The organism is Reyranella sp. (assembly GCF_050185545.1).
GTDB lineage: Bacteria > Pseudomonadota > Alphaproteobacteria > Reyranellales > Reyranellaceae > Reyranella.
Window position 1 is genome coordinate 69,324 of record NZ_JBFWZI010000006.1, and the last position, 19,620, is coordinate 88,943.

The 19,620-nt window shown below is 66.9% G+C and carries 16 protein-coding genes; 12 read left to right on the forward strand and 4 right to left on the reverse strand.

Annotation, left to right across the window (positions count from 1 at the left end; translation table 11 throughout):
- The 11 genes from AB7O82_RS03020 (at position 1) to AB7O82_RS03070 (ending at position 12,814) form a co-directional block, all read left to right on the forward strand.
- Positions 1–930, forward strand: coding sequence for an ABC transporter permease (locus AB7O82_RS03020; RefSeq protein ID WP_428540309.1), 930 nt, complete (start codon positions 1–3; stop codon positions 928–930).
- A gap of 71 nt (positions 931–1,001) precedes the next feature.
- Positions 1,002–1,682: a biuret amidohydrolase gene (biuH, locus tag AB7O82_RS03025; RefSeq protein WP_428540312.1), complete on the forward strand. Its 681-nt coding sequence runs from the start codon at positions 1,002–1,004 to the stop codon at positions 1,680–1,682.
- A 10-nt stretch (positions 1,683–1,692) separates the two neighbouring features.
- Positions 1,693–3,237, forward strand: coding sequence for an ABC transporter ATP-binding protein (locus AB7O82_RS03030; RefSeq protein ID WP_428618640.1), 1,545 nt, complete (start codon positions 1,693–1,695; stop codon positions 3,235–3,237).
- Positions 3,238–3,843: 606 nt separating this feature from the next.
- Positions 3,844–5,367, forward strand: coding sequence for a replicative DNA helicase (locus AB7O82_RS03035; protein WP_428540318.1), 1,524 nt, complete (start codon positions 3,844–3,846; stop codon positions 5,365–5,367).
- 169 nt (positions 5,368–5,536) lie between these two features.
- Positions 5,537–6,679: an alanine racemase gene (gene alr, locus AB7O82_RS03040; protein WP_428540321.1), complete on the forward strand. Its 1,143-nt coding sequence runs from the start codon at positions 5,537–5,539 to the stop codon at positions 6,677–6,679.
- The gene (locus tag AB7O82_RS03045; RefSeq protein ID WP_428540324.1) at positions 6,676–7,455 is read left to right on the forward strand and encodes an MlaE family ABC transporter permease; all 780 of its coding nucleotides are present in this window, start codon (positions 6,676–6,678) and stop codon (positions 7,453–7,455) included. Before alr ends, AB7O82_RS03045 begins: the two co-directional genes overlap by 4 nt.
- A complete protein-coding gene (locus tag AB7O82_RS03050; protein WP_428540327.1) occupies positions 7,452–8,228 on the forward strand; it encodes an ABC transporter ATP-binding protein in 777 nt (258 codons plus the stop codon). Before AB7O82_RS03045 ends, AB7O82_RS03050 begins: the two co-directional genes overlap by 4 nt.
- 235 nt (positions 8,229–8,463) lie before the next feature.
- Positions 8,464–9,915 carry a DNA repair protein RadA gene (gene radA / locus AB7O82_RS03055; RefSeq protein WP_428540330.1) on the forward strand — a complete coding sequence of 484 codons (1,452 nt, stop codon included), beginning with the start codon at positions 8,464–8,466 and terminating at the stop codon, positions 9,913–9,915.
- A gap of 21 nt (positions 9,916–9,936) precedes the next feature.
- On the forward strand, positions 9,937–10,539 hold the full coding sequence (locus AB7O82_RS03060; RefSeq protein ID WP_428540333.1) for a CvpA family protein: 603 nt from the start codon (positions 9,937–9,939) through the stop codon (positions 10,537–10,539).
- A 10-nt stretch (positions 10,540–10,549) separates the two neighbouring features.
- Complete coding sequence (gene purF, locus AB7O82_RS03065; protein WP_428540336.1) at positions 10,550–12,046, forward strand: amidophosphoribosyltransferase; 1,497 nt, start codon at positions 10,550–10,552, stop codon at positions 12,044–12,046.
- A gap of 9 nt (positions 12,047–12,055) precedes the next feature.
- Complete coding sequence (locus AB7O82_RS03070) at positions 12,056–12,814, forward strand: SDR family NAD(P)-dependent oxidoreductase (RefSeq protein ID WP_428540339.1); 759 nt, start codon at positions 12,056–12,058, stop codon at positions 12,812–12,814.
- Here AB7O82_RS03070 and AB7O82_RS03075 read toward each other — a convergent pair.
- The 4 genes from AB7O82_RS03075 to AB7O82_RS03090 form a co-directional block, all read right to left on the reverse strand.
- Entirely contained in the window at positions 12,788–14,503 is a 1,716-nt protein-coding gene (locus AB7O82_RS03075; RefSeq protein WP_428540342.1) for a tetratricopeptide repeat protein, read from the reverse strand. The two genes, AB7O82_RS03070 and AB7O82_RS03075, sit on opposite strands and share 27 nt — an antisense overlap.
- A 617-nt stretch (positions 14,504–15,120) precedes the next feature.
- Positions 15,121–16,458, reverse strand: a complete 1,338-nt coding sequence (locus AB7O82_RS03080; RefSeq protein ID WP_428540345.1) for a TRAP transporter large permease — start codon at positions 16,456–16,458, stop codon at positions 15,121–15,123.
- On the reverse strand, positions 16,455–17,006 hold the full coding sequence (locus tag AB7O82_RS03085; RefSeq protein WP_428540348.1) for a TRAP transporter small permease subunit: 552 nt from the start codon (positions 17,004–17,006) through the stop codon (positions 16,455–16,457). Before AB7O82_RS03085 ends, AB7O82_RS03080 begins: the two co-directional genes overlap by 4 nt.
- A gap of 105 nt (positions 17,007–17,111) precedes the next feature.
- On the reverse strand, positions 17,112–18,218 hold the full coding sequence (locus tag AB7O82_RS03090; protein ID WP_428540351.1) for a TRAP transporter substrate-binding protein: 1,107 nt from the start codon (positions 18,216–18,218) through the stop codon (positions 17,112–17,114).
- A gap of 396 nt (positions 18,219–18,614) precedes the next feature.
- Between AB7O82_RS03090 and AB7O82_RS03095 the strand changes: the two genes are divergently transcribed.
- Positions 18,615–19,400 carry a crotonase/enoyl-CoA hydratase family protein gene (locus AB7O82_RS03095; RefSeq protein WP_428540357.1) on the forward strand — a complete coding sequence of 262 codons (786 nt, stop codon included), beginning with the start codon at positions 18,615–18,617 and terminating at the stop codon, positions 19,398–19,400.
- Positions 19,401–19,620 lie beyond the last annotated feature (220 nt).

The window sequence follows — 19,620 nt, forward strand, 5'->3', positions numbered from 1 at the left end:
ATGGCGGAGGGAGGGGGACTGGGTATCTGGGGCGTGCCGCTGGCCATGCTGGCCGGCGCCATCCGGGTCAGCACGCCCTTCCTGTTCGTCAGCATCGGCGAATGCCTCACGGAACGATCCGGCCGCATCAATCTCGGGCTCGAGGGCACGCTGGTGATGGGCGCCATGAGCGCCTACGGCGTGGCGCTGGGGACCGACTCGCCGTGGCTCGGCGTGCTGGTAGCGGCCGGGGTGGGCCTGCTGCTGGGCGCCCTCCATGCCGCGATCTGCCAGCTGCCGCGGGTCAACGACATTGCCACCGGCATCGGCCTCATGCTGTTCGCGACGGGCCTCGCCTTCTTCCTCGGCAAGCCCTTCATCCAGCCCAAGGCGCCCAATCTGGGCGCCATCGATCTCGGCTGGTGGAGCGACATCCCGCAGGTGCGCCAGGCGCTGCAGGTCAACTACCTGTTCATCCTCGGCGTCGTGCTCGCCTTCGCCCTGGCCTGGGCGTTGCGCAACACGCGCTGGGGATTGATCGTCCGCCTGGCCGGCGAGAGCGTCGACGCCGCGCTCGCCATCGGCGCGTCGGTCGGCAGGGTGCGGCTGATCGCGACCGCGATCGGCGGCGCTTTCGCCGGCGTCGGGGGCGCTTTCCTCTCGCTCTACTATCCGGGCAGCTGGAACGAAGGCCTGTCGAGCGGCCAGGGCCTCATGGCCGTGGCGCTGGTCATCTTCGCCCGCTGGGATCCGATCCGCTGCCTGTGGGCGTCCCTGCTGTTCGGCGCCGCCGGCGCCATCAGCCCGGCCCTGCAGTCGATCGGCGTGACCCAGGGCTATTACCTGTTCAGCGCCGCACCCTATGTGCTTACGCTTGCCCTGATGATCGCCACCTGCTCGCCCGAGCGCAGCCTGCGTGGCGCACCAGGCGAACTCGGCGCCGTCAAGTGATCGGCGCGAGAAGGGCATCTGCATGTGACAAACAAACACCGTCAAATGCCCTGCGGTGCGAGGAGACCCCAGTGACCCGGTACTTGAAGTCGCATCCCTACCCCTGGCCGTGGAACGGCGACCTGCGGCCGGAGAATTCGGCGCTGATCGTCATCGACATGCAGACCGATTTCTGCGGCGTCGGCGGCTATGTCGACAAGATGGGCTACGATCTCTCGCTCACCCGCGCGCCGATCGAGCCGATCAGGCGCCTGCTCGCCGCCGTCCGCAAGGCCGGCTGGCATGTCTTCCATACGCGCGAAGGCCATCGCCCCGACCTCGCCGACCTGCCCGCCAACAAGCGCTGGCGCTCGCAGCAGATCGGCGCCGGCATCGGCGATCCCGGCCCGTGCGGGCGCATCCTGGTGCGCGGCGAGCCGGGCTGGGAAATCATCCCCGAGCTCGCGCCTGCTCCGGGTGAGCCGGTGATCGACAAACCGGGCAAGGGCTCGTTCTGCGCCACCGATCTCGAGCTGATGCTGCGCACGCGCGGCATCGCCAATCTCGTGCTCACCGGCATCACCACCGACGTCTGCGTCCACACCACCATGCGCGAGGCCAACGATCGCGGCTTCGAATGTCTGATCCTCGACGACTGCACCGGCGCCACCGACAGGGGCAACCATCTGGCGGCGCTCAAGATGGTCGAGATGCAGGGCGGCGTGTTCGGCGCCGTCGCCAGCTCGGCGGCCGTGATCGAGGCGATCGCCTGAGGAGCGCGACATGAGCGTGATCGGCGCAGCCCACTTTCCCGAGCATCGCGGCGCGCCGTCGCTCGAGCTGATCGGCTTCTCCAAGCGCTTCGGCGCCCTGGCCGCGCTCGACAATGTCTCGGTCAGGGTCGCCGCCGGCGCCTTCCATGCACTGCTGGGCGAGAACGGCGCCGGCAAGAGCACACTCGTCAAATGCGCCATGGGATATTACGCGGCCGACGAGGGCCAGATCCTGCTCAATGGCCGCGAGGTCGAAATCGCCCATCCCAGGCAGGCCCACGCGCTGGGCCTGGGCATGGTCTACCAGCACTTCACGCTGGTGCCGAACATGACCGTCCTTGAGAATTTCGTGCTGTCGCGCGGCAAGCTGCCGGCAGTGATCGACTGGGCGAGCGAGCGCCGCCTGCTCGGCGACTACTTCTCGACGACGCCGTTTTCCGTGCCGCTCGACACGCCGGTGGCCGATCTTGCCGCTGGCCAGAAGCAGAAGGCGGAAATCCTGCGCCAGCTTTATCTCAAGCGAAACCTGCTGATCCTCGACGAGCCGACCTCGGTGCTGACGCCCGACGAGGCCGACGAGGTGCTATCGACGCTGAAGAAGCTCACCCGGGACGGCGAGCTCACGATCGTCACTATCACCCACAAGTTCCGGGAAGTGAACGCCTTCTGCGACACGGTGACGGTGCTGCGGCGCGGCCAGCTGGTCGACACCAGGCCGACCAGCGAACTGGACAACGACATGATGGCTGAAATGATGGTCGGCCGCCGCGAGAACCGCGTCATCGTCGAGCGCGAAGCGCGGCCGCCAGGCAAGCCCGTGCTGCGCCTCGAGGGACTGAGCGTCGCCGACCACGTCGGCCAGCTGGCGGTCGAAGACCTGGTCCTGGAAGTCCGGGCCGGCGAGATCGTCGGCGTGGCCGGTGTCTCAGGCAATGGTCAGCGCGAGCTGGTCGAGACCCTGGCCGGCCAGCGCCACGCCCTGGCCGGCCGCATGCTGGTGCATGGCGAGCCTTACACGGCGACCCGGTCAGAGATGGTCCGCCACAAGATCGCCTGCCTGCCCGAGGAGCCACTGCGCAACGCCTGCGTCGCCGACATGACAGTGGCCGAGAACATGGCACTGCGCTCGTTCGACCAGCCGCCCGCGTCTCCCGACGGCGTGCGCCTCAGGCGCCTGCCGATGCGCGACAGGGCGCGCCGCCTGATCGAGGCCTATCGCGTGAAGACGCCCGGCCCGGACGCGCCGATCAGGGCCCTGTCGGGCGGCAACGTGCAGCGCGCCGTGCTGGCGCGCGAACTCTCGAGCGAGGGCGACCTGCTGATCGTCGCCAACCCCTGCTTCGGTCTCGATTTCGCCGCTGCCGCCGAGATCCGCACACGCATCGTGCAGGCGCGCAACCGCGGCGCGGCGATCCTGCTGGTGAGCGAGGACCTCGACGAGATTCTGCAGCTGTCAGACCGCATCGTCGTGATGTTCGACGGCACGTTTGCCCTACAGACCGACGCCGCCCAGGCAGACGTCGGCGCCATCGGCCGCGCCATGGCGGGGCATTAGACGGGGATGGGGATGTCGCCGAATGTGGACCGGATTGGGGTGCACCCGGATTGACGCCGCGCAAATCTCGCCTAGCTTGGCGGAAGGCTGGCGGCGACTGTTGTCGGCGACTGCGCGGCATCAAGGAGGATGGTCATGCGCGAGCCTCGGGCTGTGGCCGATGCGGAACACTCGGCAACGAAGTCGAGTTACCGTATCCATGAGCTTTGCGAGTCGACCCGGGATGCGCTCGGATTCTTGCACAAGCTCGATGCCCGGGGTGAGGTGCCGTCAGGCGCCGTCGCGCCTCGCGCTCCCAGCAAACTCCGGTAACGCAGCTTTTGCCAAACGAGCCTATTTGCGTCACCGCCAAGTATTTGAACTCAAACGATAATGACGCTGTGACGCAAATGACGCAAAATCTCACCGCCACTCTCTCCAGCGAGCTTTTCTCAGTTTTGCCTGCCGCGAAGCGAGCCATGGCCATTCGTGCTCCCCGCTCTCGACAGGAAGCGAAGTAGGACTGGGGTTGTGCCCCACTTTAAGGTTATTCTTTCTATCCACATGCCGCGTTTGCGGTGGTGAACGGCCCCTCTCGTCTCTAACAAAGGCTCTGCCATGGAGCCCATGAACAGAACCTCGAACGTCACGCGCCTGCCGGGCACCGAAGACATCCGGCTGCGCGAGCCCCCGCACAATTTCGAGGCCGAGCAGGCGCTGCTCGGCGCGATCCTTGTGAACAACGCCGCCTATCATCGGGTGGCCGAGTTCCTCAAGGGCGAGCACTTCGCCGATCCGCTGCACGGCAAGCTGTTCGACTCGCTGGCCCGCCTGATCGAGCGTGGGCAGGTCGTGAGCGCGGTCACGCTCAAGACCTATGTCGAGAGCGACGAGACCATGAAGGAGGCCGGCGGTGCGGCCTACCTGGCCGGCCTCGCCGCGGCGTCCGTCCATGTGATCGATGCCGGCGATTTCGGTCGCATGGTCCACGATCTCTACCTGCTGCGCCAACTGATCACGCTCGGCGAGGACGTCGTCAACGGCGCCTACAAGCCCACGCTCGAAGCGACGGCGCTGGAGCAGATCGAGGTCGCGGAAAAGAAGCTCTACGACCTGGCGAGCGTCGGGCAGACCGACGGCGGCTTCAAGCAGTTCCGGACGGCGCTCACCGAAGCCATGGTCGCCGCCGAGGCGGCCTACAGCCGCGCCGGGCAGCTCACCGGCGTGGCGACCGGACTGTTCCAGCTCGACCAGCTGCTGGGTGGCCTGCACAAGTCGGATCTGATCATCCTGGCCGGCCGGCCATCGATGGGAAAAACCGCGCTCGCCACCAACATGGCCTTCAATGCAGTGAAAGCCTACCGCGAGGAGCATGGGCCTGATGGACGGCCGGTGGCGGTCGACGGGGCGGTGGTTGGCTTCTTCTCGCTCGAAATGTCGGCCGAGCAGCTCGCCAACCGCATTCTCGCCGAGCAGGCCGAGATCTCGTCCGAGAAGATCCGCAAGGGCGAGCTGATCAGCAGCGATTTCGACAAGGTCCTCGCCGTCAGCCAGCAGCTCGAGCATCTCAACCTCTACATCGACGACACCCCTGCCCTGACGATCGCCGCCCTGCGCACCCGGGCGCGCCGTCTCAAGCGGACGCGCGGCCTCGGCCTGCTGGTCGTCGACTACCTGCAGCTTCTCAACCCGTCGGGCCGCTCGCGCCAGGAGAACCGCGTCCAGGAGATTTCCGAGATCACCCGAGGCCTCAAGACCCTGGCCAAGGAGCTCGACGTGCCGGTGCTGGCGCTCTCGCAGCTCAGCCGCGCCGTCGAGCAGCGCGAGGACAAGCGGCCCCAACTCGCCGACCTGCGCGAATCGGGGTCGATCGAGCAGGACGCCGACGTCGTCATGTTCGTCTACCGCGAGGAGTACTATCTGACACGCTCCGAGCCGACGCGCCGGGCCGAGGAGAGCGACCAGCGCTTCAACGAGCGCCACGACGCCTGGAAGCAGCGCTGCGAGCAGACCTACGGCAAGGCCGAAGTGATCGTCGCCAAGCAGCGTCACGGGCCGACCGGCATCGTGCGGCTGGCATTCGAAGGCTCGATCACCAAGTTCGACAACCTGCCGGCCGACGAGGAGCGGCCGCTCGGGCCGGCGTTCTAGGGGTGTGGGGCTTGGTGGGAATCATGCTCATGCGGACCGCGGGCGTCCCGCCCGCTCATGAGATCACGAGCGGGAGGAACGCCCGCGGTCCGCATGAGCACATGTCATTGGGGGGACAGGTGTTGCTGTTCGCGGTTCAGTCCGTGGTGCTGGTCTAAGGGCGCGGAGGATGGCTGCCCTGGACGACGACCCGGCGCGGCGGGCCGGCGCGATCCTGACGATCGACCTCGGTGCGATAGCCGCCAACTGGCGCGGCCTGCGCGACGCCGGTCGCGCAGAGGGCCGGCCGATCGATTGCGCCGCCGTGCTGAAGGCCGACGCCTACGGCACCGGCGCGGCGATGGTCGGTCCGCGCCTGGCGGCGGAAGGCTGCCGGCAGTTCTTCGTCGCCCACCTCGACGAAGGCATCGCGCTGCGCGCCGTCGTGCCCGATCATCCGATCTGCGTTCTCAACGGCTTGCTGCCCGGCACCGATGGCGATTTCGTCGAGCACCGGCTGACGCCGGCGCTGAATCATCTCGGGCAGCTCAATAGCTGGCGGGCCGCCGCGCAGCGCTTCAACCGGCCGCTCGATGCGATCATCCACATCGACACCGGCATGCATCGCCTGGGCTTCCCGCCCGACGAGGCACAGGTCCTGGCCAACGAGCGCGGTCGCCTGCGCGGGCTGCGGCTGGCTCTGCTGATGAGCCACCTGGTGGCGTCGGAGGAGCAGGCCAATCCGGTCAACGGCGAGCAGCTGTCGCGCTTCCGCAACTTCCTGCGCACCATGCCGGGTGCGCCAGCATCGCTGGCCAATTCCTCCGGAATCTTTCTCGGCCCGGACTACCATTTCGACCTGTTGCGACCGGGCGCCGCGCTCTATGGCATCAACCCGCTGCCAGACCAGGCCAATCCCATGCTGCCGGTCGTATCGCTGCATGCACGCATCCTGCAGACCCGCCGAATTGACGCTTTTCAGACGGTTGGATACGGTGGGGCGTGGCGTTCCGTCCGGCCAAGCCGCATCGCCACGATTGCACTTGGCTATGCCGACGGCTACTTCCGCACGCTCATCCATCGAACGCACGTCTATCTTGCCGGACATCGCGTGCCGGTGATCGGGCGCATCTCGATGGACCTGGTGACGATCGACGTGACCGACATCCCCGAAAACGAATGCCGGCTCGGCGCCACCGTCGAGGTGCTCGGTCGGCACGTGACGGCGGAGGACTTGGCCGACCATGCGCGCACCAACGCCTATGAAGTGATGACCGCCCTCGGCCGGCGCTATGCGCGCCTCTACGTCGATCGCCCGGAGACCGCCTCGTGACCCTGCCGATCGTGACCCTGCTCGGGCGCATGACGCTCGCCTTCCTCGCTGCGACCGGCGCCGTCACCGCCTTCGCCTTCCATGCCGTGCGGCAGGGCCTGCGCCCGCCATGGTATCGCCGGCAGATCCTGCGGCAGGTCATGGAGATCGGCTATTACTCGCTGCCTGTGGTCGGCCTGACGGCGATCTTCACCGGCATGGTGCTGGCTCTGCAGAGCTACACCGGGTTCGCCCGCTTCTCGGCCGAGAGCGCCATCCCCAACGTCGTCGTGGTGTCCCTGACCCGCGAGCTCGGCCCGGTGCTGGCCGGGCTCATGGTGGCCGGCCGGGTCGGCGCAGCCATGGCGGCCGAGATCGGCACCATGCGGGTGACCGAGCAGATCGACGCGCTGACGACCCTGTCGACCGATCCTTTCCGCTATCTCGTCGTGCCGCGCCTGATTGCCGGCATCATCACCCTGCCGATACTGGTGCTGATCGCCGATATCATCGGCGTCCTCGGCGGCTTTCTGGTGGGCGTCTACAAGCTCGACTTCAACGATGTCGCTTACCTCCGCAACACGATGGACTTCCTCGAATTCCAGGACGTGTTCTCCGGCCTGGTGAAGGCCGCCGTGTTCGGCTTCCTGATCACCCTGATGGGCTGCTACCACGGTTACACCTCGCGCGGCGGCGCGCAGGGCGTCGGCATGGCGACGACGAACGCGGTGGTCTCGGCGTCGATCCTGATCCTGACCTTCAACTACTTCATCACCGAAGCGTTCTTCGCGCTGTGACGGGCCCGGCGAAAATCCTGCTGCGCGGCGTCACCAAGTCGTTCGGCCCGAAGAAAGTGCTGCAGGGCATTGATCTATCGGTCGCGCCTCGCGAGTCCGTCGTGGTGATCGGCGGATCGGGCACCGGCAAGTCGGTGCTGCTGAAATGCATTCTCGGCCTGATGCAGCCCGATTCCGGCTCGATCCATGTCGACGGCGAGGAGACGACGACTCTCGCCAATCGCGAGCGCGAGCGGGTCATGCGCAAGTTCGGCATGCTGTTCCAGGGTGGCGCACTGTTCGATTCGCTGCGGGTCTGGGAGAACGTCGCCTTCGGGCCGATCCAGAGCGATGGCATGGCACCGCAGAAGGCGCGCGACGTGGCAATGGCGAAGCTGGGCGCCGTCGGCCTGGGTCCCGAGATCGGCGAGCTGTTTCCGTCCGAGCTGAGCGGCGGCATGCAGAAGCGTGTCGCCCTGGCGCGCGCCATCGCGCGCGAGCCGGACATCATCTTCTTCGACGAGCCGACCACCGGCCTCGACCCGATCATGGCCGACGTGATCAACGACCTGATCGTGAAATGCGTGAGCGATCTCGGGGCGACCGCCGTGTCGATCACCCACGACATGGCGTCGGCGCGCAAGATCGGCCATCGTATCACCATGCTGCACGACGGCCGGCTGATCTGGCAGGGCCCGGTCGGCGAGATCGACCGGTCGGGCGACCCGCGCGTCGACCAGTTCATCCACGGCCGCGCCGAGGGCCCGATCCGGATGCAGGTGCGGAAGCTGTGAGGGTGCGATTCACATATCCCTCCCACGTCTTACGGGGGAGGTGCCCCCGAAGGGGGCGGAGGGGTCATGGCCGGGAGCGCGCCACTCCGTGGCGCTCAAATTCTTTCTGGACCAGCCAATGCATGAGCGCCACGGAGTGGCGCGCTCCCAGCCATGACCCCTCCGTCGCCGTAGGACGGCGACACCTCCCCAGCAAGCTGGGGAGGAGAATGATCGTCGCGCACGAGCCCCTCTGATGGCCCGCCCGCTCAAGCGCTTTGCCTGCCAGTCGTGCGGCGCCATCACCAGCAAGTGGAGCGGCCGCTGCGAGTCCTGCGGCGAATGGAACACCATCGTCGAGGAAACGGCGGCCCCGCCCGGGCCGGCCGGCAGCGGGCTGGCGCGCGGCGGCCCAGGGCGCCACAAGGGGCGCCTGCTCGATTTTGCGAGCCTCAAGGGTTCGACGCCGCAACCGCCGCGCTACCGCAGCGGCATCGCCGAGTTCGACCGGGTGTGCGGCGGCGGCCTGGTGGTCGGCTCGGCGCTGCTGATCGGCGGCGATCCGGGCATCGGCAAGTCGACCCTCCTGCTGCAGGTCGCGGCCGCCCTGGCGCGCCAGCATACCGCCTGTGCCTACATCTCCGGCGAGGAGGCCCTCGATCAGGTGCGGCTGCGCGGCGAGCGCCTGGGCGTGAGCGATGCCCCGGTGCAGCTCACCGCCGCCACCTCGGTGCGCGACATCGTCGCCTCGCTGGAACGGCCGGACGCGCCCAGGGTCGCGGTGATCGATTCGATCCAGACCATGTGGCTCGACACGGTCGAAAGCACGCCCGGCACCGTCACGCAGGTGCGCGCCTCGGCGCAGGCCCTGGTCGAACTCGCCAAGCGCCGCGGCATCGCCATCCTGCTGGTCGGCCACGTCACCAAGGATGGCGCCATCGCCGGCCCGCGCGTGCTCGAGCACATGGTCGACACGGTGCTCTACTTCGAGGGCGAGCGCGGCCACCAGTTCCGCATCCTGCGCACGGTCAAGAACCGCTTCGGCCCGACCGACGAGATCGGCGTGTTCGAGATGTCCGACCGCGGCCTCGCCGATGTCGCCAACCCGTCGGCCCTGTTCCTCGGCGAGCGGCGCGGCCAGGTCTCTGGCGCCTGCGTCTTCGCCGGCATCGAAGGCACGCGCCCGCTGCTGGTCGAGATCCAGGCCCTGGTCGCTCCCTCCTCGTTCGGCACGCCGCGCCATGCCGTGGTCGGTTGGGATTCCAACCGGCTAGCCATGGTGCTGGCCGTCCTCGAAGCGCGCTGCGCGGCCGCTGTCGGCGCAAACGACGTCTACCTCAACGTCGCAGGAGGGCTGCGGATCAGCGAACCGGCGGCCGACCTTGCGGTCGCCGCGTCGGTCGTCTCGTCGCTCGCCGACGAGCCCGTGCCGGCCGACATGGTGGTGTTCGGCGAGATTGGTCTCGGCGGCGAAGTGCGGCCGGTCGGCCAGCGCGAGGCGCGGTTGCGCGAGGCCGCCAAGCTCGGCTTCCGCAGCGCCCTGGTGCCGCGCGCGCGAGCCGGCAGCGGAGCGACGCCGCGCGCGCCGGAGGGCATCACCATTGACGAAATCGACCATCTATCGGACCTTGTGGCGCGTTTCCAACCGGCCGACCGGCGCCAAAGGCGTCCGGAGCGCGAAGGCTTGGCGGATCGGCGGCGCAACTAGGCCTCGGAGCGTATGGAGACGATGGAGCAGCTAGGGATCACCGTATTCGACGTCGCTGTCGCGGCCGTCGCCGTCTTTGGCGCCCTGGTCGGCATGTCGAGCGGCTTCGCCCACTCCATCCTGTTCATCGCCTCCTGGATTGCCTCGGGCTGGGTTGCCCTGAACTACGCCAAGCTCCTGCAGCCCGAAGTCGAGAAGCTCGTCGGCAGCACCGAGCTGGCCTATTTCATCGCCATGCTGGTGGTCTTCGTCGCCGCGCTGATCGTGCTGGTCATGGCGACCAACGCCCTGTCGCGCGCCGTGCGGGCAAGCCCACTGGGCAAACCCGACCGCATCCTGGGCGCGGGGTTCGGCGTTCTGTGCGCCTGGGTGGCCCTCGGCGCCGCCTTTCTGTTCTACGGCTATCTCGGGCCGCGCACCCTGCCGCCGGCGGTCGAGGGGGGCGCCACCTTCCCCATGATCAAGGAAATGGCCGGGTTCATCGAGCCTTACCTGCCACCCGGCTTCCGCACCCGCCTGCAGGGTCGCGGCGAAGGCCTGGTCTCCCCGCCTTCCCCGGCGGCGCCCGCCGATGCGGAACCCAAGGATGCGGAGCCCAAGGACAAGGACACTAAACCGCAGTGACTCATCCTTGATGGCGCAGGGGGCAGACACCAGCTATAACCCCGCCGTGTCCAGTGTCCCCCAACGCATAGACCACGACCTCGACAAGTTTCACGAGGAGTGTGCGTTGTTCGGCATCTTCGGAACATCCGATGCCGCCGCCCACACCGCCCTCGGCCTCCATGCCATGCAGCATCGCGGCCAGGAGGCCTCCGGCATCGTCACCTTCGACGGCCGGCATTTCCACAATCACCGGGCCGCCGGCCTGGTCGGCGACATCTTCGGCGACCCGTCTGTCATCGAAAAGCTGAACGGCTACGCTGCGATCGGGCACAACCGTTATGCCACGACCGGCGGCTCCTCCGACCGCAATATCCAGCCGATCTTCGCCGATTTCGATTTCGGCGGCCTGGCGCTGGCCCACAACGGCAACCTCACCAACGCCTACCTGCTGCGTAAGGAGCTGGTGCGGATGGGTTGCCTGTTCCAGTCGACCACCGACACGGAGGTCATCAACCACCTGATCGCCCGCTCGAACTACTCTACCGTGGTGGACCGGCTGATCGACGCCCTCGGCAGGGTCAAGGGTGCCTATTCCCTCCTGCTGCTCACCAACGAGGCGCTGCTCGGCGTGCGCGATCCGATGGGCGTGCGTCCGCTGGTGATCGGCCGGCTCGAAGATGCCTGGATCCTGAGCTCGGAAAGCTGCGCCCTCGACATCCTCGGTGCCCGCTTCGTGCGCGACGTCGAGCCGGGCGAGATCGTCATCGTCGACGGCACAGGACTGCGCTCGATCAAGCCGTTCGCCAAGGAGAAGCGGCGATTCTGCGTCTTCGAGTACATCTACTTTGCCCGGCCGGATTCGCGGATCGAGGGGATCGGCGTCTACGACGCCCGGAAGCGCATCGGCATGGAGCTCGCCAGGGAGAGCCCGGTGCCGGCCGACGTGGTCGTGCCGGTGCCCGATTCGGGCGTACCGGCAGCGATCGGCTACGCCCGCCAGTCAGGCCTGCCGTTCGAGCTCGGAATCATCCGCAATCACTATGTCGGGCGCACGTTCATCGAGCCCGCCGACCACATCCGCCATCTCGGCGTACGCCTGAAGCACAACGCGAACCGTGCCCACATCGAAGGCAAGCGCGTGATCCTGGTCGACGATTCGATCGTGCGCGGCACCACGTCGATGAAGATCGTGGAGATGGTACGCAACGCCGGTGCCCACGAGGTGCACATGCGCGTTGCCGCACCACCTACCACCGACCCCTGCTTCTACGGCATCGACACGCCGGAGCGGGAGAAGCTGCTGGCGTCGCGCTACGACGTGGCCGGCATGGCGAAGTTCATCGGCGTCGATTCGCTCGCCTTCCTCTCGATCGACGGCCTCTACCGGGCGATGGGCCTGCCGGGACGCGACCCCGCCAATCCCACCTTCTGCGATGCCTGCTTCACCGGCGACTATCCGATCGCGCTCGACGACGTTCTGGGCGTCGAGGACCGCCAGCTCTCCCTTCTCGTCGAATCGGCCTGAGGCCGGCCCATGTCCAACGGCAGTGCCGGCCGCCTGGCCGGTCGCATCGCGCTGGTCACAGGCGCCTCGCGCGGCCTTGGTGCGGCAGCGGCGCTGGCATATGCCAGGGAAGGCGCGCACTGCATCCTGGTGGCGCGAACGGTCGGCGGGCTGGAGGCCGTCGACGACGGGATCAAGGCCCTCGGCGGCTCGGCGACGCTGGTGCCGCTCGACGTGACCGACGGGCCGGGCATCGATCGCCTGGGCGCCGCGCTGTACGAGCGGTTCGGCCGTCTTGACGTGCTGCTCGGCAATGCGGCCATCCTCGGCACCCTGTCGCCGCTCGGCCATATCGAGCCGCAGACCTTCGAGCAGGTGATCGCGGTGAACCTGACCGCGAACTGGCGCCTGATCCGCTCGCTCGACCCGCTGCTGCGCCGCTCCGATGCCGGGCGCGCCATCTTCGTGACGTCCGACGTCGGGCGCCGCGCCGTGCCCTACTGGGGCGCCTACGCCGCCAGCAAGGCCGCGCTCGACATGCTGGTCGGCATCTATGCCGCCGAGGTCGCGCATACGTCGGTGCGGGTCAACCTGTTCGATCCAGGGCCGATGCGCACGACGATGCGCGGCCAAGCCTATCCCGGAGAGGATGAAGCACGGCAGACGCCGCCCGAGGCGCACGCCGAGTCCCTCGTCCGTCTCGCGCTTCCAGGCTGCACGATGAACGGCCAATTGGTCGCCGGCGACGCAGCCCTCGCCCGGTCAGCGGACCCTGGCGGGCGCCACTAACTCGCGCGGCGCGGCAACGACACGGCCGTTGACCTGCTCGATCGCCTCGTCGATGCACAGCTTGAGCGCCGCGGCCAGTTTCCAGCGCTCCACATCGTGGTCGTCCGGCGTCCCCGTCGAGTTGAGTGCTTCCTCGAGGCAGAACTTGAAGGCCGCGCCGTCCTCGGCGTGGCCCGAGCGGCCGAGCGCCCGCACCACACGGCCGATGAAGGTCGGATCGGGGCTGCCGTTGGAAGCCCATGACAGATAGCTCGACGAGGCCCCGAGAGCGACCAGGAGATGGATCGGCACGGCCGGCTCGGGACCATGACCAACCCGATCCAGGTAGGCGATGGCAATGCTGAGGCGCGGCGTCGCGTCACCCGGGCTCAAGTCGGCGGCGCGGAGATATCTCTCGACCGCGCCGTCGAACTCGCCCTTGGCGCGCAGCACGTCGCCCCATTCGAGGAACAGGCCAACGGATTGCGGCCCGTTGGCAGCCGCCGCGGCGTAGCGGTTGGCCGCATCGGTCAGCATCTCGAGCTCGGCCGGCTGGCCAAGCGCCACGGTCACCAGGGGCAGCTGCGTTCGCCGATGCGCCACGAGAAGCCATTGCCGGTAGATCAGGTGGCCCTCGAGGCGGCGGACCAGGGCATCGAGGGCACGGTCGCGTCGCTGCGGCATGTCGCGCAACTTCTCCACCGCCTCGGCGAACGTCGACTCGGCGAGATAGAGCTGCCATTGCAGGGGCGAGGCGGGATCGTCCGTCCATGCCATGCCGGGCGTGGTCTCGTGAATCGACACTCCCTTGCGGATGAAGGCGTCGATCAGGACGGCAAGCGCTGTCGGTGAGTTCGGCATGCGGCTCAGCGTGTCGCTGAATCGTCCGATCGCCTGGTCGAGCTCGCCGAGCTGCTGGGCGCGATCGATGTCGGCCAGTGCCGCCGCGCGCGCCAGATGGACCAGGCCGAAGACATAGGGCACCCAGGGCAGGTCGGCAGCGCGACCGCTCTCGAGCGTACGGGCGATCAGCGCCTGCGTCCGCTCGAAGGCACAGCGCTCGCGCCGATTGCGGATGCGCCGTTCCTCGCGGGTCACGTCCGAGGCATCGGGCACCTGCGGAGTGTCGAGACTGTTGCAGGCCTTCTCTTCGGCGCGAAAGACGTAGAGTGCCGCGACCTTGGGATCGCGCAGAGTCATCACGCTGAGGGCGAGGCACTCCAGGACCTCGTCCACGCCCGACGGAACGTCGGCGGCCTCGCAGATTGCGCGCGCGCCCGGCTCGCCGACCAGGCTGACCGATCCCACATAACCGGCCGGCTCGCGGCGCACCGCGAGCGACGCCCGAATGGTCGGCCGGGTGACGCCGAACAGAGCCGCGATCTCGCGGATACTGGCGCGCAGGGTGAGCGGCGCTCCCGGAACCTGAAGGTCGATGGGATTGGTCGACTGATCGACATAGAGCCGCTGCCATTCGGCGACGCCGGCACTCTGGATCAGATTGAGCGATGCGGCGATCTGCTGTGCGGCGAGGTCGGGCGTCGGCGCCGACTTCAGATCAGGCAACTGAACGACCACCGGCTCGACGATCATTCCCTCCTTGGAGACCTCGCGCACCACCAGGACGGCCACGATGACGACGCCCAGGACGACCGCCGCGGACACGGTCACCTTGCGAATCTGCTCCAGCCACTTCGATAGCGTTTCCATCGCCCCGAAGGCGGGCGTGGACGCCTTGCCCGGTGCCTGTGCCTGCGGTCTAGGCTCGTCTTCGCTTCGAGAAGTTCCGCTCGGACCTGGGTCGCTTGCCATCGATGTCCTCGTGCGCGCCGCGCAGCCGCCCTGTTGACGGCGTCTCCACGGTCAGGAGTGCGGCCGCCCTCCCGACGATGCGGGCCTCCCGACAGCGCCATTCCTTCTGCGCCTGTCAGCTCTGTCGAGCAGGTTCGCGATGACGCTCGAGATTGCAGGCACCTCACCCCGGGGTTTCAGCAGAGGCGCCCGAGGAAGCGCATCGAGGCGCCGGCGACCGAGCGGTGTCAGACGCAATCCACCCGGCCCTTCCTCGACCAGGGCTACGGCGCGCAACCGGGCGGCGATCCGTGCATCGATCATGACGGATCCGTGGGCGACGCGGCGCAGCTCGACTTCCTCGAGAGGGCTGAGGGAGCGGGGCATGGGACCCTCCTCTTCCTCAATACGATCATCGCGACCGGCGCCGTGCAAGATCCGGAGAGCGGACTCCAGCTATGCGCGCATGCACAGCCGCTACGCGGCGGCGTCGACAAGAGTTCAGGGGCGGCCAATGCCGCCCCTGACCGGATCGACTACCGCAACGACCGCGGCAGCCACAGGACGATGTCGGGGAACAGGATGACGATGGTGAGGCAGATCACCTGGATGATCATGAAATCGCCCATCCCCCGATATATCGTTCCCAGGCTCCACTGCGGGACGACGTTGCGCAGGTAGTACGCCGACATCGCCACGGGCGGAGACAGGAAAGCCGTTTGCAGGTTCACCGCGATCAGGGCGCCGAACCATATCAGCAGCTCGAGCTTGCTCAGGCCGAGCTGAAGTCCTTCGACGACGGGCAGGACGATCGGCATGAAGACCAGCACGATCGCCGGCCATTCGAACGGCCAGCCGAGCAGGAACACCGCGATCATGATGACGATCAGCTTGCCCATGTCGGGTAGCGGGATCCCTGCCAAGGTCTGCGTGATGACCTGTGCCGTCCCGAGCTTGGTGAACACCGCGCCGAAGACGTTGGACGCGACGGCCAGCAGGATCACCACGCCAGCCGTCATCATGGTCATGATGGCGGCATTCTTCAGGGCCGTGAACGTCAGCTTGCGGTAGCAGAGCGCCAGCAAGGTTGCGCCGCTGGCGCCGCAGGCCGCCGCCTCGGTGGGTGTCGCCATGCCCGCCAGGATCGTGCCCAGGGTGAACCCGATCAGCAGCGCAAGCGGCAGCACGCCGACGATGAACTCCTTGATCAGCACAAGGGGGTCCGTGACCCGGTCTTCCTTCGGCACCGGCGGGCCGAGGCTGGGGTTCATGAAGCTGCGGCCGAGAGTATAGATGATGTAGAGACTGGCCAGCAGGAATCCCGGACCGAATGAGGCGGAGTAGAGCAGGTTCACCGGGACGCCCATGGTCGGTCCCATGACCACCAGCATGACCGACGGCGGGATGAGGATGCCCAGCGTCCCGCCGGCAGCGATCGCGCCCGAGGACAGCCGCGCATCGTAGCCGGCCTTGATCATCATGGGCGCAGCCATGATGCCGAGAACGGTCACCGCCGCGCCGACAATGCCCGTCGCCATGGCGAAGATCGTGGCCGTCAGAATCACCGCCAGATAGAGCGCGCCGCGCACCGGAGCGAGCAAATTGCGCAAGGCGCCGAACAGCCGTTCCATCAGCCCCGCCTGCTCCGTCATGAAGCCCATGAAGATGAACAGCGGGACGGCGGGAAACACCTCGTCCTTCATCGTCCCCCAGATCTGGAGGTACGTGAGGTTGAAGGTCAGCTCCAGCCCCAGGCCGATCCAGCCGAAGACCATGGCCAGGAACAGCAGCGTAAACGATATGGGAAAGCCCACGAAGATGACCGTGATCATGCCGAAGAGCATGATCAGGCCGGTGATTTGGTCTCCGGTCATAGCTCGAGCTTCTCCTGATGCACGAGGAACTCGCCGGTTCGGGCGGCCCACAGGCTCTTGAGAAGCTCCGAGATGCCCTGGACGAACAACAGCGCGCAGGCCAGCGGGATGACGCCGCGCAACGGCCAGAGGATCGGTTGCCACGATGTGGTGTTCGACCGCTCGTTGATCGACATCGCATAGAAGAAGTCGTCGATGCTGATGAACACCAGAACGGCCATCGTCGGCAGGAAGAACAGGATATAGCCGGCCGAATCGATCATGCCCTTCGTGCGGTCGGAGAAGCCCTCCCACAACATGTCCGTGCGCACATGCCCGCCCTTCGCCAGGGCATAGGCCGCGCCCAGCATGAACATCGCACCGAAGGATTGGGTGGTGGTGTCGAGCGCCCACTCGGTCGGTTCGCCGAAGCCATAGCGCGAGATCACCTCGTAAGTGTTCGCGCCAATCAGCGGTATGTTGAACAGGCAGAAAAGGTACGCAGTATATTCAGTGAACTTGTCTATCCCCCGTATCGTCGCGAGATAGGCGGGTGATGGCGTTGCCATGTACTCTCCCCCAAAAACTCTCCCCGGAAAACTACGGCGCCGAATCGGAGGCAGAACCCGCAACGCGCTGGCGCGCGGTGCGGGTTTGCCTCTAGTCTTCGCTGTTTACTTCTTGTCGGGCCAGTAGTGGTCGGCCGCAATCGCGTAGGGCGGGAAGTAGACCTTCTTCATCGGCACGGTGACCGACGCCCACTTTTTCTGCGACTCGTAGACTTCCTTGAAGATCGGGTTCTTCGCGGCTTCCTTGGCCGCAACACGATCCCAAGCGGCGAGAAACTCCTTCAGGATTTCCGGCGGCGTGTACATGACGTTGACGCCGTGCTTGGTCTTGAACTCCTCGACCGCCTCGGCGTTCATGCGCTGCCACTTCGCCCAGTGCCAGAAGAGGGTTTCCCAGGCGACGGTCTTGATCAATTCCTGGTCGGCCGGAGTGAAGGTGTTCCACACATCGAGGTTGATCATCAGCTCGCCGATCGAGACCGGCTCGTGCAGCGACGGCGCATAGTGCCACTTCCAGATGGTATGGAAGCCGAACTTCAGGTCGTCGATGCCGCCGACCCATTCGGCACAATCGATCACGCCGCGCTCGGCCGCCGGCATGATTTCGCCGCCCGGCATGTTGACCGTGCGCATCCCCATCTCGTTGAAAACTTCCTGGGCAATGCCCGTCTCGCGGCAGCGCATGCCCTTGAAGTCCTGCACGTTATCGATCTTGCGCTTGAACCAGCCCAGCGCCTGTGGGCTCTGGGTGTGCATCGGAATCGAGATGACGTTCATCTTCATGGTTTCGCGGTAGAACTTCTGCATCATGTCGAAGCCGCCGCCGTGCCACATCCAGCTCATGAAATCGATGAGGTCCATCCCGTGTGGCCCGCCCGGACCGCCGGTGAATAGAATCGCGGTCTTGTTGCGACCGACCCAGTATCCGGGCCAGCTGTGAGCGCCGTCGATGACCTTCTTGTGGGTGGCGTCGAGCACCTCGAACGGCGGCACGATCTGGCCGCCCGGCAGGGCCTCCATCTTGATTCGACCGCCGGTGACCACTTCCAGCCGCTTGCCGAAGGCCTGCATCTGGTCGAAAGCCTGGGACGATGCCGGCCAGCTGGTCTGGATCTTAAGTACGCGCGGTTGCGCGGGCGCTTGTGCCTGCAGTGGCAACGCTATCATGGCCGACACGGCCAGCGCCCCAAGCCCCAATAGGAACCTTCTCATCAAACTGCCTCCTCGTAAGCGTTTATCCTCCCCAATTTACGCAGCCCCGAATGTGATTCGGGGTTACCACGCTGATTACGCAACGCTGCAGGGTCGACTGGTTGACCCGGCGGGCCGCATCGCTGCGACCCCGACCGATTGGCGATGTTGTAGACCGCCATCTTGCTGACTCGCTCTGAGTTCTATCGCGGATTGCCGTGCACGGAAAGCCGTCTTCGATTGCCCGACGGCCGTCGAACCGAAGACAAGGCATTCGGCAGCGACGCGAGTGCAGTCCCCGGAGGCTCTCTGGCCATCGACTCGAACCACTTCGAGTTTGTCGCCGCCGGCTCCACCGCTTCGCAGCTTGGCCTCGTGTTAAGGTCTGCCGGGGGAGTTCCTGGAGGAGATCGCAACATGACCCGCAACGACGTCCTGGTCGAACGCAACGGCCCGGTCACCACCGTGATCATCAACCGGCCCGAGGCGCGCAACGCCTGCCGCGTCGAAACGGTGAAGGCGCTGCATGACGCGTTCAGGGCGTTCGAGGTCGACGATGCGGCGCGGGTGGCCGTGCTCACCGGCGCGGGTGGCAGCTTCTGCGCCGGAGCCGACCTCAAGGAGCTGGCGAGCGGCGCAGCGATCGGCTTCTGCTGGGCCGGCGAGGACAAGGGCGTGACGCGCCGCTCGCTCGCCAAGCCGGTCATCGCCGCCGTCGAAGGACACGCCGTCGCCGCAGGCCTCGCGCTCGCGGTGTGGTGCGATCTTCGCGTTGCCGATGAGACGGCGGTGTTCGGGGTGTTCTGCCGGCGCTACGGCGGGCCGATGCCGAACGGCTGCACGGTGCGCCTGCCGCGCCTGATCGGCCAGAGCCGCGCGCTCGACATGATGCTCACCGGCCGCGCCGTCGATGCCCGCGAGGCCCACGCTATGGGTCTCGCCAACCGTCTGGTGAAGAAGGGCGAGGCGCGCCGCGAAGCCGAGCGGCTGGCGCTCGAATTGGCCAGCCTGCCTCAGGTCGCGATGCTGTCGGATCGCGCGTCGTTGATGGGCCAATGGGACTTTCCCGAGGATGAGGCGATCCGACGCGAGATCGCAGGCAGCGCACCCGCCATGCAGCAGGGGTTCCAATCCGGCGCACAGCGCTTCGTGTCGGGCACCGGCCGGCATGGCGAAGCTGTGGGACGGCCCCATAGTCGGTAAGTCAACCTCTCAATCCCTCCCCGTAATCGCGGGAGGTGCCCCATAGGCGTTAAATTTGGCTGGTCATGCGCTTGGAGCGCGCCACTCCAGTGGCGCATTCTTCGTCGATCGCAAGCCATGAGCGCCACTGGAGTGGCGCGCTCCCGGCGCATTGAAGCTGCCCCCGCTCATGCGGCACCGCACAAGAGAAGCGTCACAGGACCGACACCTGCCGTTCATC